The sequence below is a fragment of the Synechocystis salina LEGE 00031 genome (assembly GCF_015207985.1).
GTDB classification, from domain to species: domain Bacteria; phylum Cyanobacteriota; class Cyanobacteriia; order Cyanobacteriales; family Microcystaceae; genus Synechocystis; species Synechocystis salina.
Genome location: NZ_JADEVV010000006.1, coordinates 23,246 through 36,840, shown reverse-complemented (window position 1 = coordinate 36,840; position 13,595 = coordinate 23,246). Strand labels below are relative to the sequence as shown.

General features: G+C 48.5%; 16 protein-coding genes. 11 read left to right on the top strand and 5 right to left on the bottom strand.

What is annotated here, in order from left to right:
* The first annotated feature begins 16 nt into the window (after positions 1-16).
* The 7 genes from IQ217_RS03115 to IQ217_RS03085 all read left to right on the top strand — a co-directional run bounded on the left by IQ217_RS03115 (position 17) and on the right by IQ217_RS03085 (position 6,486).
* Entirely contained in the window at positions 17-1,129 is a 1,113-nt protein-coding gene (locus IQ217_RS03115) for a hypothetical protein (protein ID WP_194018885.1), read from the top strand.
* Between the two features lie 225 nt (positions 1,130-1,354).
* Positions 1,355-1,921, top strand: a complete 567-nt coding sequence (locus tag IQ217_RS03110; protein WP_194018884.1) for a J domain-containing protein — start codon at positions 1,355-1,357, stop codon at positions 1,919-1,921.
* Positions 1,922-1,935: 14 nt separating this feature from the next.
* Positions 1,936-2,949, top strand: coding sequence for a hypothetical protein (locus IQ217_RS03105; protein ID WP_194018883.1), 1,014 nt, complete (start codon positions 1,936-1,938; stop codon positions 2,947-2,949).
* 84 nt (positions 2,950-3,033) lie between these two features.
* The gene (locus tag IQ217_RS03100) at positions 3,034-4,362 is read left to right on the top strand and encodes an O-antigen ligase family protein (RefSeq protein WP_228023966.1); all 1,329 of its coding nucleotides are present in this window, start codon (positions 3,034-3,036) and stop codon (positions 4,360-4,362) included.
* A 129-nt stretch (positions 4,363-4,491) separates the two neighbouring features.
* Entirely contained in the window at positions 4,492-4,797 is a 306-nt protein-coding gene (locus IQ217_RS03095) for a DUF3181 family protein (RefSeq protein WP_194018882.1), read from the top strand.
* Positions 4,798-4,888: 91 nt separating this feature from the next.
* Entirely contained in the window at positions 4,889-5,287 is a 399-nt protein-coding gene (locus IQ217_RS03090; protein ID WP_190597285.1) for a DUF3119 family protein, read from the top strand.
* Positions 5,284-6,486 (top strand): DUF3086 domain-containing protein, encoded by a 1,203-nt coding sequence (locus tag IQ217_RS03085; protein WP_194018881.1) that lies wholly within the window; start codon positions 5,284-5,286, stop codon positions 6,484-6,486. Before IQ217_RS03090 ends, IQ217_RS03085 begins: the two co-directional genes overlap by 4 nt.
* Positions 6,487-6,519: 33 nt before the next feature.
* Here IQ217_RS03085 and IQ217_RS03080 read toward each other — a convergent pair whose 3' ends face one another.
* Positions 6,520-7,695, bottom strand: coding sequence for a cysteine desulfurase family protein (locus IQ217_RS03080; protein WP_194018880.1), 1,176 nt, complete (start codon positions 7,693-7,695; stop codon positions 6,520-6,522).
* Positions 7,696-7,936: 241 nt separating this feature from the next.
* Between IQ217_RS03080 and IQ217_RS03075 the strand changes: the two genes are divergently transcribed.
* Positions 7,937-8,338, top strand: a complete 402-nt coding sequence (locus IQ217_RS03075; RefSeq protein WP_476718263.1) for a phosphate-starvation-inducible PsiE family protein — start codon at positions 7,937-7,939, stop codon at positions 8,336-8,338.
* Position 8,339: 1 nt separating this feature from the next.
* Here the strand turns inward: IQ217_RS03075 and IQ217_RS03070 are convergent, their stop codons facing one another.
* On the bottom strand, positions 8,340-9,509 hold the full coding sequence (locus tag IQ217_RS03070; protein WP_194018879.1) for an FAD-dependent oxidoreductase: 1,170 nt from the start codon (positions 9,507-9,509) through the stop codon (positions 8,340-8,342).
* Positions 9,510-9,576: 67 nt separating this feature from the next.
* Positions 9,577-9,969: a hypothetical protein gene (locus IQ217_RS03065; protein ID WP_194018878.1), complete on the bottom strand. Its 393-nt coding sequence runs from the start codon at positions 9,967-9,969 to the stop codon at positions 9,577-9,579.
* 174 nt (positions 9,970-10,143) lie between these two features.
* Here IQ217_RS03065 and IQ217_RS03060 point away from each other — a divergent pair, with 174 nt between their 5' ends.
* Positions 10,144-10,395: a DUF2283 domain-containing protein gene (locus IQ217_RS03060; protein ID WP_194018877.1), complete on the top strand. Its 252-nt coding sequence runs from the start codon at positions 10,144-10,146 to the stop codon at positions 10,393-10,395.
* An 80-nt stretch (positions 10,396-10,475) separates the two neighbouring features.
* Here the strand turns inward: IQ217_RS03060 and IQ217_RS03055 are convergent, their stop codons facing one another.
* Positions 10,476-10,733 carry a hypothetical protein gene (locus IQ217_RS03055; RefSeq protein ID WP_199309594.1) on the bottom strand — a complete coding sequence of 86 codons (258 nt, stop codon included), beginning with the start codon at positions 10,731-10,733 and terminating at the stop codon, positions 10,476-10,478.
* A gap of 168 nt (positions 10,734-10,901) precedes the next feature.
* Here IQ217_RS03055 and IQ217_RS03050 point away from each other — a divergent pair, with 168 nt between their 5' ends.
* Complete coding sequence (locus tag IQ217_RS03050) at positions 10,902-11,843, top strand: tyrosine-type recombinase/integrase (protein WP_194018876.1); 942 nt, start codon at positions 10,902-10,904, stop codon at positions 11,841-11,843.
* Positions 11,844-11,888: 45 nt separating this feature from the next.
* Here the strand turns inward: IQ217_RS03050 and IQ217_RS03045 are convergent, their stop codons facing one another.
* On the bottom strand, positions 11,889-12,146 hold the full coding sequence (locus tag IQ217_RS03045; protein WP_228016722.1) for a carboxysome distribution maintenance protein McdB: 258 nt from the start codon (positions 12,144-12,146) through the stop codon (positions 11,889-11,891).
* A gap of 318 nt (positions 12,147-12,464) precedes the next feature.
* Here IQ217_RS03045 and IQ217_RS03040 point away from each other — a divergent pair, with 318 nt between their 5' ends.
* On the top strand, positions 12,465-13,583 hold the full coding sequence (locus tag IQ217_RS03040) for an NAD(P)/FAD-dependent oxidoreductase (RefSeq protein ID WP_194018874.1): 1,119 nt from the start codon (positions 12,465-12,467) through the stop codon (positions 13,581-13,583).
* The last annotated feature ends 12 nt before the right edge of the window (positions 13,584-13,595 follow it).

The window sequence follows — 13,595 nt, the reverse complement described above, 5'->3', positions numbered from 1 at the left end:
TTCGGCCTGTTTCCCTATGTATAAAGCCATTGCCGACGCCATTGACAGCCACGACCTGGCCACAGCAGAACAACTGTTGGCCGCGATGGAGGGGGAGAGTTGGGAAAACCCGATGACGGCCTATTACCAAGCTCGCCTGCTGGAAGCCCAGGGAAATTTAAACGGGGCGGAGGAAAAATTTCGGCAATTGTTGGTCATTAGTCACAGTCCCCAACTGGTGGCCAAAATTAGGGCGGGGCTGGGTCGCATTGATACCCATCGTCAAGCGGAAACAGCCCAATCCCTGGCGGAACAACAGGCGGCCATTGAGGAGGCCAAGGCAGATCCGGAGGCCCAGTCGGCGGGAATTTTTGTGCTGGAACCGGTGCCCCTTGCGGAAAAACAAGCCAAGGCAATACAGTTTGGCAAAATCATGGCCATGGACCCCTACACGGCTCGGCTCCAGTTACCCAGTCGGGCTTGGCGGCTCTATCGCACTGGGGCGATCGGAGAGTTGAACTATTACCATCAGCAATGTCAGGCGGCGGCCATTCCTAGCTTTTCTGTGGCTTTAGCTGACATTTTGGCCCTAAAAGTTTTCCCCGTTTTCCGCATTGAAAGTTTGTCCCCCGTGGTCACGGTTACCTATCGCATTAGTCGGGAGGAGGAGGGGACTTTTAGCTTTACTTGGCAAGATGTCAGTCAAACGGTGGAGGGTTTATTGCCCATTTTTGAGGAATGTGTGGATGTGAATGTGCGGGGCAAAATCCAGCGCAAAACGGAAATTTTAGATTACGCCCACATTTGTGATTTACATTTACCGCAACACCAAACAATTCTGCGTTTTTGCGACCAAATTTACGAGTTTAACCAGGGCATTAGCCTAGATGATGAAAAATCTGTCCATGGGCAACAGGGTACGGCCCATCAACAATGGCAACAACTGAGCCACATCTGGCAGACAAATTTAGCGGATAAACCAGCTTGGAAGGAGTTCAATGCGTTTGCGGAAACGGCCCTAGATTTTCAGGAATTACTCAAATCAGTGGACCCCCACATTCCTTTTCTCCGCCGGGAAGATACTAATTGGGATAAGGCTTTCCATCTCTACAGCACCCTCGCCTTCTGCCGCGATCGCCTTTTGGAATAAACAGAGTTTCTAACAGCCCCCCACGATACACCTCACCAAGGTTTGGTTAGACTGCTTTTACGCCCATCGCCACAAGACTACAGGCATTATGACCTTGTAGTTTAAAAAACTTTAAGCAGATTTAGCAGAGTAGATCCATAATCTGGTAGAATCTCGTCCTAAGCATACATACGAATTTTCAATTAGCATTTATTATTAAAGTAATCTGCTACTGAGGGAAAGTGCATGGTCACTGATGGCATCAGAAAGGAAATAGAGAGACTAGTTTCCCTGCATGGCTATGATGCCGGGCACCTAGAGCAATTTGCGGAGTTTGTCCTTGCCCAGAAAAAGCCTAAAGCTAAAGCAAAAACGACTCCCAAGAAACCGAAGAAAGTCCCTGCCCTGAAGTTGAGTGAAGTTAAGGAAGCAGTCTACAAATACTTTGCCGTATCTAACACTGATGAATTGAAAGAATCTGGTGAGTTTCAACTAGCTACACGGGATATGGAGCTAAATTTCAGCAAAAAAGATTCTTGGGAAAAGCTATACCGAGACTTTGTTGGTATCTTGCCAAACGAGGTGGGAGAAACTGGGGAGGATTGCATAAACGGCATAAATATATTTAAGTATTTCAAACCCTGGCAAGTATTTGGTCTAGATGGCACCACAGCAACAGAAGAACAGATCAAAAGTGCCTACCGACAACTATCTAAGGTTTATCATCCCGACAATCCTCAAACAGGGAATGCTAAAGTTTTCGACCGCATCAATCAAATGTATCGTTCCATCAATCCGAACACCTTCAAATAGACAGGATCAGCGCTATGCCTATAAAATTTACTATTTCTGAGGAAGAATTAGCTAAGGCACTTGATATTAGTCATCAAAAACTGTTAGACATTATTGAGTTTTTTGACTCAGACCCCGATGACGAATGGGATTTAGTAGAAGGAAAGGACTATATCGTTATTAGACCATCTTTGGGAATGAAAAAATTCTCTGATAAAGGGGCTCTTGAAATAGCTTACTACCTTGATGCCCACGGTAGTCTTGGTTTCGTACATCGTATTAAAGATTTCATTACTCAAAATTCAAATAGGCTGAAACACGCTTTGGCTCAAAGAATTATCCAAGAGGAATTTTCTGAGCCCCAAGATAAAATCGTTCAGGTTAACGGTCGTAATTTTGTTCATAAGCAATGCCTACGACGTATCTTGGAGACTAATGGACAGACTATTAAAAGAACTCTTGAATATTTAAGGCAGAATAGCCCACTAGAGATTGACATTGATTACGTCGAAAGGAACTTTCATAACCCCAAAAAGCAGAAACAGGGACAACAACTATGGTTCTCTGGTAAAGGTTGTGTGATCGTTTCTCGTGAAATCAGTCAAACCCTCAAAGATAAAGCGAGAAGAAGCAAATGCCGTACTATCACAGTTGAAATAGAAAAAGCATTACAAGCTCTTGATAACGATACAAAAAATATCTCCAGGAAAATTGAGAATGCAAAAATTAGAGCTAAGAAAAGAAATAAAAAAACTTGTCAGATAAAACTAATCAAGCCGAATAGTATCAATCAAATGATTCTGACAGCTCACCACCTTTATTCTGTCAAAGGTTATCCCCATCTAGCCTCGGTTGTAGATAACTTGATCACTATTGATTCAATCATCCATCAAGAGTTCCATAGTTGGATGGGAGGATTTGATCAGCCCTGTACTGTACAAGATTTTATTGATTTTGTAGTTGAGAGATATCCAGAACATGCTAACGAAACCCTGATGCAAAGACTTTATCAAGTCAAAAACATATTGAAGGTTGAGGTTGCCAAGTAGCTTGACTACCAATCAGACGGAGGGTCAATGCGGAAGGCGATCGCCTGGGGATAATATGGGGAGTGGTAATTTTGGGAGTTGCAGTTGAAAATCCCTTCCCATCTCTTAAAGAAAGAACAACTAGCGGTCTCTGTGGGGTTAACCCTACTGCCCTTCAACGCCGTAGCGGGGTTACTGCCACTGCTGTTTGCTAGCCTGAGCCCCTGGTTTTTCCATGGTAAAAAATTAGCAAGCCTACCCCTGGCCAAAGTGTGGACTGCCCTGACCCTGTGGTTTTTGTTGACCACCTTCACCGCCCATGACCGGGGGGAAGCCCTGTTGGGACTGGCCAACTTTGTACCCTACTTCATCGTTTTTCTGGCCTTCAGTCAGGTAATTTGCCAATTTAAGCAACTGAATAACTTAGCCTGGCTACTGACCGCCAACACCGTAGTATTAGTCATCCTTGGCTTTGGGCAAATCTATGGCAACTGGGCCACCCCCGATTGGTTAGCGGCGATCGGCACCAACCTAGTGGCCGGAGGCAGACCGGAAGGTCGGATGTCATCCTTATTAATGTATGCCAACCTATTTTCCGCTTGGTTATTGATGGTGTTTCCCCTCAGCCTGGGGCTATTAATCCAATGCATCCGCCGCTGGCATTTCACCGCCCCCAGTAACCGCCTTAATCCTCCTCCCCTGGTGTGGGCCCTCTTGCTTGCTTGCATCCTAGAGGCGATCGCCTTGGTGTTGACCGGTTCCCGCAGTGCTTGGGGCATTGGGTTACTAATTGGCATTGCCTACGCCATCTATTTAAGTTGGTACTGGTTAGTGGCCTTGGCCGGGGGAGCGACTGCCATGGTGTTATGGGCATCCTTTGGCCCCTTCGGCAAAGAACCATTGCGAATGATAGTGCCTAAATATTTTTGGGGCAGATTGTCGGATGAACTTTACCCGGACCGTTACAGAACGGCCCTCAGGAGTACCCAGTGGCAATTTAGTTGGGATATGTTCCTCGATCAACCCATTTTTGGCCAGGGCTTGAGAAATTTTACCCCCCTGTACCAAGCCGCCATGAACGTTTGGATTGGCCATCCCCATAACTTGGTGCTGATGCTGTTGGGGGAAACGGGCTTGATTGGTACTGGCTTGATGTTGGGAGCAGTGGGTTTCATTCTGGCCCAGGGCATGATGCTATTGATCAACCTTGGTCGTTGTCGTGGTTTTCGCCGTCAGTCCCAACATTTATTACTGCTGTCCTATGGCATTGCCTTTGCCGCCCTTTGTTTGTACAACCTATTCGATGTCACCATTTTTGATATGCGCAATAATGTGCTGGGCTGGATTTTCCTCGCGGCGATCGCCGGGGTGAGTCAACGCTATGGAGCAAAATTGGCCCGGGGTAATCCGGCCAAGTTAGAAGTGCCTGGGTAAATGGTCGTTGCCCCAGGTTCTTAGGGTTGTGATCTACCATGGGGGGAGTGGCAACATGAAGTTAATTGCTAGATACCGGCAATGCTCCCTTAAGTTTGCCCCGTCAACCCCATCCCCTCCCCATTGACCATGAGCTCAACCACCCCAGAAATTGAAGCCCTCGCCGCTGACATTGGTGAACAAATTGCCATTGATGTGGCCAAGTGGAATCTATTTTTGGCGGAAGCCCATTTGCATATTCCCCTGGCCGAAAGGGTTTATCCCCTGTTGGAGAAGGATGAACTAAGCCGGGCCACAGTAGAAAGCGCTCTGAAGGATTTGTCCGTGGCGATCGGTGGGGGCAAGGTCAACATTTCCCTACTGGATGCCCTATCTAGCACCATGGTTAACCGTTTGCTGACCCTGTTGGAAGAATATCAAAGTAAGAATTTTTAAAATTTTTCCGCCGTTAAAGGTTGGGAAAAATCCCTAACTGTTCGGCGTTTTTGCCTTTGCCCGCAAACATTCGTCACCAAGCACAATTCCTATGGCCAGCACCCCCATCCAGAGCCAAGCCCGCACCGACTTAGAACCCAGCTTTGTCATTCCCCTCGTACTGCTGTTTGGGGCCATACCGGTCTTCTTTTTGCAGATGTGGGTCGGCCTGGCGATCGCCGTGTTTGGTGTTTTTTTAATGGTGCAAACCGCCATCATCAAACTCAGCTTTACGGCCACTGCGTTGGAAGTGTACCGTGGGAGCAAGCTAATTCGCTCTTTCCCTTACACAGAGTGGCAAAACTGGCGAATCTTTTGGGAACCCGCTCCCATTTTGTTTTATTTTAAAGAGGTCAAGAGCATCCATTTTTTGCCGATTATCTTTGACCCCGGCACCCTCAAGGCTTGTCTTGAGCGCCATTGTCCCCTCCAGTCCCTACGTCCGGAATGACCCCAGAATTGAATCCTAATTTTCCCGAAGAAACTCCTTCTGATGCTTGGCTGACCCCAGCGGCTGTTGGCCAGGATGGTGATGCCCATGAACCGGAGCAAGATCGGGAAGGAGATGGGGTAGTGGCAGAGGAACTTTCCCCCCCGGAGGAGTTGCCCCCGATGGATGCCATGGTGGCGGAAGTGGCAGAAATAGCTCCAGTGGTGGAAGCTCAATTGGAGGCCGAACCCCTAGCGTTGAGTGACTTAACCGCCCAAAAGACTACCCTGGAAAAAGAAATTGCCGCTCTGCAACGGGAAAAAGCCCAGTGGTATGGCCAGCAGTTCCAGCAATTACAACGGGAAATGGCCCAGCTAGTGGAAGAAGGCACCAGGGAATTAGTGCAAAAAAGAGCAGCCCTGGAAAAGGAAATTGAGAAGTTAGAACGGCGCCAGGAACGGATTCAACAGGAAATGCGTACCACCTTCGCTGGGGCTTCCCAGGAGTTGGCTATCCGGGTGCAGGGCTTTAAGGATTATTTGGTGGGGAGTTTGCAGGATTTAGTTTCCGCCGCCGACCAATTGGAATTGGGAGTAGGGGACAGTTGGGAATCTTCCTCTACCCATGGGGATGCGATTATTGAAAATGCCGACACCACTCCCGTGGTGAGTTTTGCAGAGCAGGGTTTCAGTAGCCAAAAACGACAAATCCAAGCTTTGTTGGAGCAATACCGCACCCGCCCTGATTATTACGGTCCCCCTTGGCAATTACGTCGCACCTTTGAGCCGATCCATGCAGAACGGATTGAAAATTGGTTATTTACCCTGGGCGGCCGGGGGGCCATCCTCAGTTTAGACAGTCGTTTGCAAAATATTTTGGTGGGTTCAGCGGCGATCGCCATTTTGAATCAACTCTACGGCGATCGTTGTCGGGCGTTAATTTTGGCAGCCACACCGGAACGCTTGGGGGAATGGCGACGGGGTTTACAGGATTGTTTGGGTATTTCCCGCAGTGATTTTGGCCCAGAGCGGGGCATTGTCCTGTTTGAATCTGCTAGTGCTCTGATTCAGCGGGCAGAAAGACTAGTCGGCGATCGCCAAATGCCCTTGGTCCTGGTGGATGAAACAGAAGAACAAATTGACTTGGCCCTGTTGCAATTTCCCCTTTTACTGGCCTTTGCGCCTAGTTACCAAGCCGGGGGCAGTAACTATTTTTCGTAGTCTAGTCGAAATCAAATTAATCCAGTCAGTGCCCTAACCTTGGATGCCGGTTAACTGGGGACAAAGTTGGGCAAAAACCTCTTTAATGGTCCGGGCCGTTACCTCAATATCGGCCATGGTGGTTTCCCGGCCAAAGGTGAGACGAATGCCAGCTAGGGCCTGCTGTTCTTGGTAACCCATGGCCAACAGTACCGGACTGGGATTGAGTTTACCGGAATTGCAGGCGGCCCCGGCACTAATGGCAATGCCTTCCCGATTCAAAGCCCGCACCAATTGTTTTCCCGTCAGCCCCGCAGTGCAATGGAGACGGGATTGGACAACAAAGCTAACGTGATGGGGCAACCGATAAAGGCGATCGCCAGTGGGGGTCAAAAATTCACAATCGGCCAGTAGGTCAAAGCAACGGTCCCGCAGGGCTTGTAGCCTGGCTACTTCTTCGGCCAATTCCCCTTGGGCCAACTCGGCGGCCATCCCCAAACCAACAATGGCCGGCAGGGGAGGAGTTCCGGATCGTAAACCCTGTTCTTGGCCGCCTCCCATGAGCAGAGGGCCAATGGCCAGGTCGGGATGGATGTATAAAGCGCCAGCGCCTTGGATGCCGTAGAGTTTGTGGCTGGAGAGGGAGAGGAGATCCACCGGTAAATGTTTCACGTCCACTGGACAGCGCCCCGCCACCTGTACTGCATCGGTGTGGAAGGGAATATGTCGTTGTCGGGCAATGCGCCCCAATTCTTCGATGGGTTGGAGGGTGCCCACTTCACTTTGGCCATAGATGACGGAAATTAGCACCGTATTGCTTTGGATGGCCTCGGCTAATGCGGCCGGATTGACCCGACCCTGGGCATTTACCCCTAGGCGAGTTACTTGCCAACCTTGGTTTTCTAACCATCGCACCGGGGCGGCGATCGCCGAGTGTTCCACAGTGGAAATGATTAAATGTTGGGGGCTGGGGTAATTGCGGGTGACCCCAAACAGAGCCAGATGGTTAGCTTCCGTGCCACCGGAGGTAAAAACGATACTGTCGGGGTGGCCAGCGTTGAGCAATTGGGCCACTTGCAGGCGAGCGGTTTCCAGGGCCAGGGCGGCCCGGTTCCCCCAATGGTGCAGACTAGCGGGATTGCCCCAACTTTGATCCAAAAAATTTTGCACTGCGGCCTTTACCTCTTGCCGGGGCGGAGTGGTGGCACTGTAATCGAGGTAAATTTTCATGGCACATTGATCGGGTAACGGATAACACTCTTCCTATGGGATTAACCCCATTGTAATCTTCCCTACCCCTCCGGCGATCGTCGAGAAAATAATTATCATTGCAAACTGGGCAAATTTTGGCTGATCATTGCCGATAAAATATGGCGAGACCTTTGTTATTGCTCATTGCCACTCCATGAAATCAATCCAGAGATACATCAGATTACTATTATCTACGGATCAAGACTCACTATTTTTGTCGGTGCTACGTAGTTTTGAGAAGCTAGTTTCTAAATTACTGGCCATTTGCCTGATGGTGGTGGTTTTTGTTGCTGTGTTCGACCTTTTTAAGGTGTTAGTTATCGAATTACGGGGGGAACCCTTTGGTTTTTTTAATCGAACTTTAATCGAGATTTTTGGTTTATTTTTAAATATATTGATCGCCCTAGAACTGTTGGAAAATATCACCGTTTATCTGAAAGATAATGTTATCCAAGTGGAACTGGTGATTGTGACGGCCATGATTGCCGTAGCCAGGAAAATTATTATTTTTGACTTCAGCAAATATGAAGGCTTAGATTTATTGGCGTTGGGCTTTGCGATTTTGTGTTTGGCGACGAGCTTTTGGATGATTAAGAGGCTGAATGTTAATATTAAGCATTAACTTAGTACAAAGTTTGACAATTTTCCCACAGGGGTAGGGGTTGCAATTCCCGCCAGCTAATCCCCTTGGCGATCGCCAGTAGTAATAAGGACATACTTTCCTGGCCCCGTTGCCCAAACCAGTGGGCGCTGATAATCCGGTCTTGGGAGTCCAATGCCAATTTAAACATTCCCCTTAGGTCACAGTGGTCGCTGTAGGGTTCAAAGCCCCGGATGATTTTCTGGGCATAGTCCAGGGCGGTGGGGTCGCCGATGCGATACCAAAGAGGCTCTAGGTCAACGGTAAAGGGTATTTGACCGTAGTTAATGGGGGTAGTATCTTGGCCTAAAATTCGGTGGACCACATACTTGGCTTCCCGCTGGGCAATGGCGGGGCAACGGTAGCCTTTTAACCAATCACCACAGGCATAGATTTGGCCATGGGCGGTTTGCAAGTTCGGGTTTACAGTCAGGTAGCAATTTTGCCTTGGGCTGGCATTGTCATTTAATTCCGGCAGGTTAGCTAGTAAATTCTCGTACCTAGGCGATCGCCCCTTGGAACGTAGGTTATCCACAGTGAGGTGATGGCTAGCCCCCTCGGAACCATGGTTAAACTGGAGTCCATAAGTACAATTGCTTTGGCCGTAATGGGAAATCAAGTTACGGCAGTTAAACCAAAACTCAATGCCTAAACTGGTCAAATAGGTTTGCAGAAGGGCTGCCATTTCGGGGTCTTCCCCCGGTAATAGGTGACTGTTGCGAGTCAGGATGGTGACCCCATGGCCTTGTTTGGTTAACTCCTGGGCTAAAACCAGATTTTCCGGCAAGGCCCCCACCAAAGCCCACCGTTGGGGAGTTTCACTGAGACGATTAAAGTTTTCTTCATCAACTTTGCCGCTGGTAAGTAAATAACTTTCCCCTTCTAACGTCCGCTCCTGGGTTTGATATAGCAATCCTGACGGTGTTTGTGAAAAAGTGCCCTCTCCCACCACTACATCAACTGTTTGGGCCGCCAGTAGGCGTAACTGCTCCCAAAAGTTTTCCTCCGCTAACTCTCCATGGCGATCGCCAGACCAACCCCGTTCCCAACCCTGGGTGACTAGGGCAATTCTGGCCGTGGGATATTGTTCAACGCAGCTATGGGCCGCCGCTAACCCCTCTGGACTGGCCCCGATAATCACTAGCTGATACATAGTTGACCTTTAACTGGTAACAGGCGATCGCCTTCCAGGGAATTGAAGGATGGAACAGTTTACCAACCTAGGGATTGATTACCGTTTCTAGTCCCAAATTTTGCAAACTCAAGGCCGCCTGTTGGGCGTTAAGGGGGTCACTAAAACTACCAATTTGCAATAGCCGTTGCCCATTGAAGGTGGTGAAAAAGGCCCCAGGATAGGCGGCTTTAACCTGTTGTTCCTGCACTGGAGAGGTTACTAGGGCCATCACCCGGTAGGAAGTGGCATTGGGGGTGAAGCTCAACGCACTGGGGTCAGGCACCGGATTGGGACTGGTGGGGGGCGGTGGTAGCAATTGGGTTTGGCTAATCAACATAGGAGACTGCAGGGGCACAGCTTCGGCAGGGGCGATCGCCGAGAGGCATAGGCAGGCCCCAAGGACGGCGATCGGGAAACGGTAATTGATAACGATGGCCATGGGCGAACAATTAAAGGGGGGATAATTCTCTTTCCTGGCAATTCTACCCCTAGCCTTGCTCCGGTGTGGATTGAGTGGGCTGGAACCTTTACTGTCTGGGGGCTATCTTATATTAAGGATGTGATAATGGATGTTTCCGCATCCTTGATTTTCACCATAAACCAGAGGTAAATAATGAACAATATCGAATATGACCCAGAAGTTGATTCAGTCTATTTTCGGCTGGCAGATCAACCTGGGATTGACTCTGAAGAAATTGCAGACGGCATTATTGTTGACTATGACCAAAACAGGAATGTGATCGCCGTAGAGCTTTTGGGAGTTAAGACAATTAACCCCGATGATTTTCAGAAACTAAAGTCTTTACTTTCACAATCAGCCTTGGAGCGACTTCAAGAATGGTTGCCCAAATTGGCGATCGCCTAATTTTTTTATTTTTTTGACACTCCCCCAAATAAAAATCCCCGGCTTTGGCCAGGGTGATGGTGGTTTAACAATGCTTACTGTTAGTCTTTGCTCAGTCCGGTTAGGTGACTCAGAATCACATCTAACTTGCCATTAACTTCTGCCTGTAATCCTTTAATCTCAGCTTTGATAGCTTCCAGGTCTTGCTCCTGCAAATCAAATGCTTCCCCTATCCAACCGCTTGGATCAAGAATGTTATCTAGCTGTTGATGTCCATCCTCTAGCTTAGTTAATCGCTTTTCTAAGCTGGCTACCTTACGAAACAAATCATAAAACCTTGGGCTATCCATTTCAGTCATGGGTTACACCTCCTTTAAAGTTCAAATTTTGGTTGGAAAGGGAGGGTTTGCGGCCTTTCCTTTTCTGCTTTTAGGGTAACGGATCAGAGTGGGGCCCACGACTGCCGTCAAGTTATAGAACTTTGCCTGATGGTTAAAGAGCAAGAATAAAACAACAACTTTCCCCCTATGTTTCTCCCTTCCCCTACCAATTTATCTGGGCTTAACCAAAACATCCTCGAAGAACTACTGCGGGATAAACGATCGCCTAATACCCGGAGAACCTATGCCAAAGCGTTAAAGGATTTTTTCCTCACCATGGCCGGGGAAGAACCGTCCCCAGATGTCATTGCCTGGTTTTTAAGCTTGGATCACTTCGAGGCGATCGCCATGGTTTTACGCTATCGGGCGGAATTATTAGAAAGGGAATTGAAACCAGCCACCATTAATGTGCGATTGGCGGCGATCAAAAGCTTGGTAAACTACGCCCGTCGGGTAGGAAAATGTCAGTACACCCTGGAAGATGTGGAAGGTTTAAAAGCAGAAACCTATCGGGATACCACCGGAGTTAGCCCCACTTCCTTCAAACAAATTACCGACCACATTACCCCTGATTCCCTCAAAGGTAAGCGGGATTTAGCCATTCTGCGTTTGCTCTGGGACAATGCCCTCCGACGGGCGGAAGTGTGCGCTCTTAACCTGGGGGACTATCAGCCAACGGAGCGTCAATTACTTATTAAAGGCAAGGGAAAATTAGGCAAACAGGCCATCACCCTCAGCGTTAAAGGCATTGCTTTAATTAACCAATGGTTAACTGCTATTGGGCCCCGCCCTAAAAATGAGCCCCTATTTTGCACCCTCGACCGGGCAACTTTTGGCCATCGCCTCAGTGGGAACGCCATCTATAACATCGTCCGCACCAGTGCAGAATCCGCCGGGATCAATAAAGTTATGAGTCCCCACCGAGTGCGCCACAGCGCCATCACCGCCGCCCTAGAAGCTACCAATGGTGATACTCGCAAAGTGCAAAAACTAAGTCGCCACAGCAATTTAAATACCCTGATGATTTACGACGATAACCGCCACCAGCACCAAGCTCAAATCACCGATATTCTGGCGGATCTACTTTAAATTTTCTGGTTTATGGGAAAAATACTGGTAATTCTCTCAATTTTTCTAACCAAACTTTTCCATCATCGTTTTTGCCCGCTTATGGTTGGCGATCGCCTGGCGAAATTCAGCCTTTTGCTTCGCCTGTTCCAGAATGGCGGCCCAGGCCTCTTTGTCTTCCAGATAGTGCTCGAATAAAGCCTCAAATAAAACTTCTCTGCTCAAACCTTCCTTGGCACAGAGCTTACCAATCCGCTCCATGAGTTTGCTTTCCAGGCGGATGGTGGTCTGTTTGGTGGAAAAATTTTTACTGATTTTGCCCATGGAGTTTACAGTGCTAGAATTTAGCATTGCTTTAATTTTAGTTAACTTAGTTACTAGATTTCTTAGTTTAAAGTATTTTAGCAACTTTGTTGCATTTTAGTCTAGATACCTAGAATGCTAAATACCTGAACTCTAAAAGTCTAGAATTTACAGATTAAAAAATTCTAGAAACTAAAAGTATTTTGAAAAATTTATTGCTGCTGGCCGGGATAGGAGGCAATTATTTTCTGGGATACGGGGCAACAGTCCTTTTAGGGTGAGAGCAAAACCGGAAATTTTCCCCTATGATCAGATTTTCAGCATCAGCAAAGTTCACCAATGCCAAAAGTAGCCATTGTCGGAGCTGGGGTGGTGGGGGCCACCATCGCCTATGAGCTTAGTGGATTGCCAGGGTTAACCATTGACCTGTTTGATGCCCAGGCACCAGCCCAAGGAGCCACTGGAGCAGCCTTAGGCATTTTGATGGCGGTCATTAGTCAGAAAACCAAGGGCCGGGGTTGGCGCTTGCGGGAACAGAGTTTACAGAGATACCGCACCCTTTTACCCGAACTAGAAGCGGCCACAGGCAAGACCATTCCCGGCGATCGCCAAGGCTTAGTAAAAATCTTGCTGGAAGAGGATTGGTCCCGCTGGCAACAACTGCAAACTGTGCGTCGCAGTCAGGGCTATCCCCTGGAATTGTGGACTAGGGCAGAAGTTGAACAAAAATTATCGGGCTGGTCTTTGGACTACGAAGCCATGGCCGGAGCCATCTATTCCCCCTGGGATTGGCAAATTCAGCCCCAGGCTCTCACCCAAAGTTTGATTGAAGCAGCCCAACAACGGGGAGTGCGTTGCCATTTCCAGCAAACTGTTCATTCTCTGCCTCCGGCTACTGTTAGTAAACATTGCCAGAGTTTGCCCACCAGCCAGGATGATTTTCCGGTGGACTATGTTATCGTCACCGCCGGCCTAGGCAGTGATCCCCTAGTAGGGACCGCAAATGGTAAAAATCCACTATTGCAGTTACAGCCAGTGATTGGCCAAGCCTTCCTACTACAATTTGCCGACGCCTATAATCCCCTGCACCATTCCCCTTGGCGATCGGTCTTGACTACAGAAGATATTCACCTCGTCCCCCTTGCCAATGGCCAATTTTGGTTGGGGGCCACCGTGGAATTTCCCGCCGACTGTCCCAGTGGAGAGCCTAATACTGAACTAAGGGAAAAGCTTTGGCAACAGGCGATCGCCTATTATCCATTTTTAGAACGGGCAGAAATTATTAATTATTGGAGTGGGAAACGTCCTCGGCCGGTGGGGGAAAGTGCGCCGGTAATCCGCCCCCTGGATGGCTATGACAATGTTCTCTTGGCCACTGGCCATCACCGCAATGGTGTGCTCCTTGCCCCAGGCACAGCCCAGGAAGTAAAAACTTGGTTAAAGGCAAAACTAACCTAAAGAGAGAAAAAT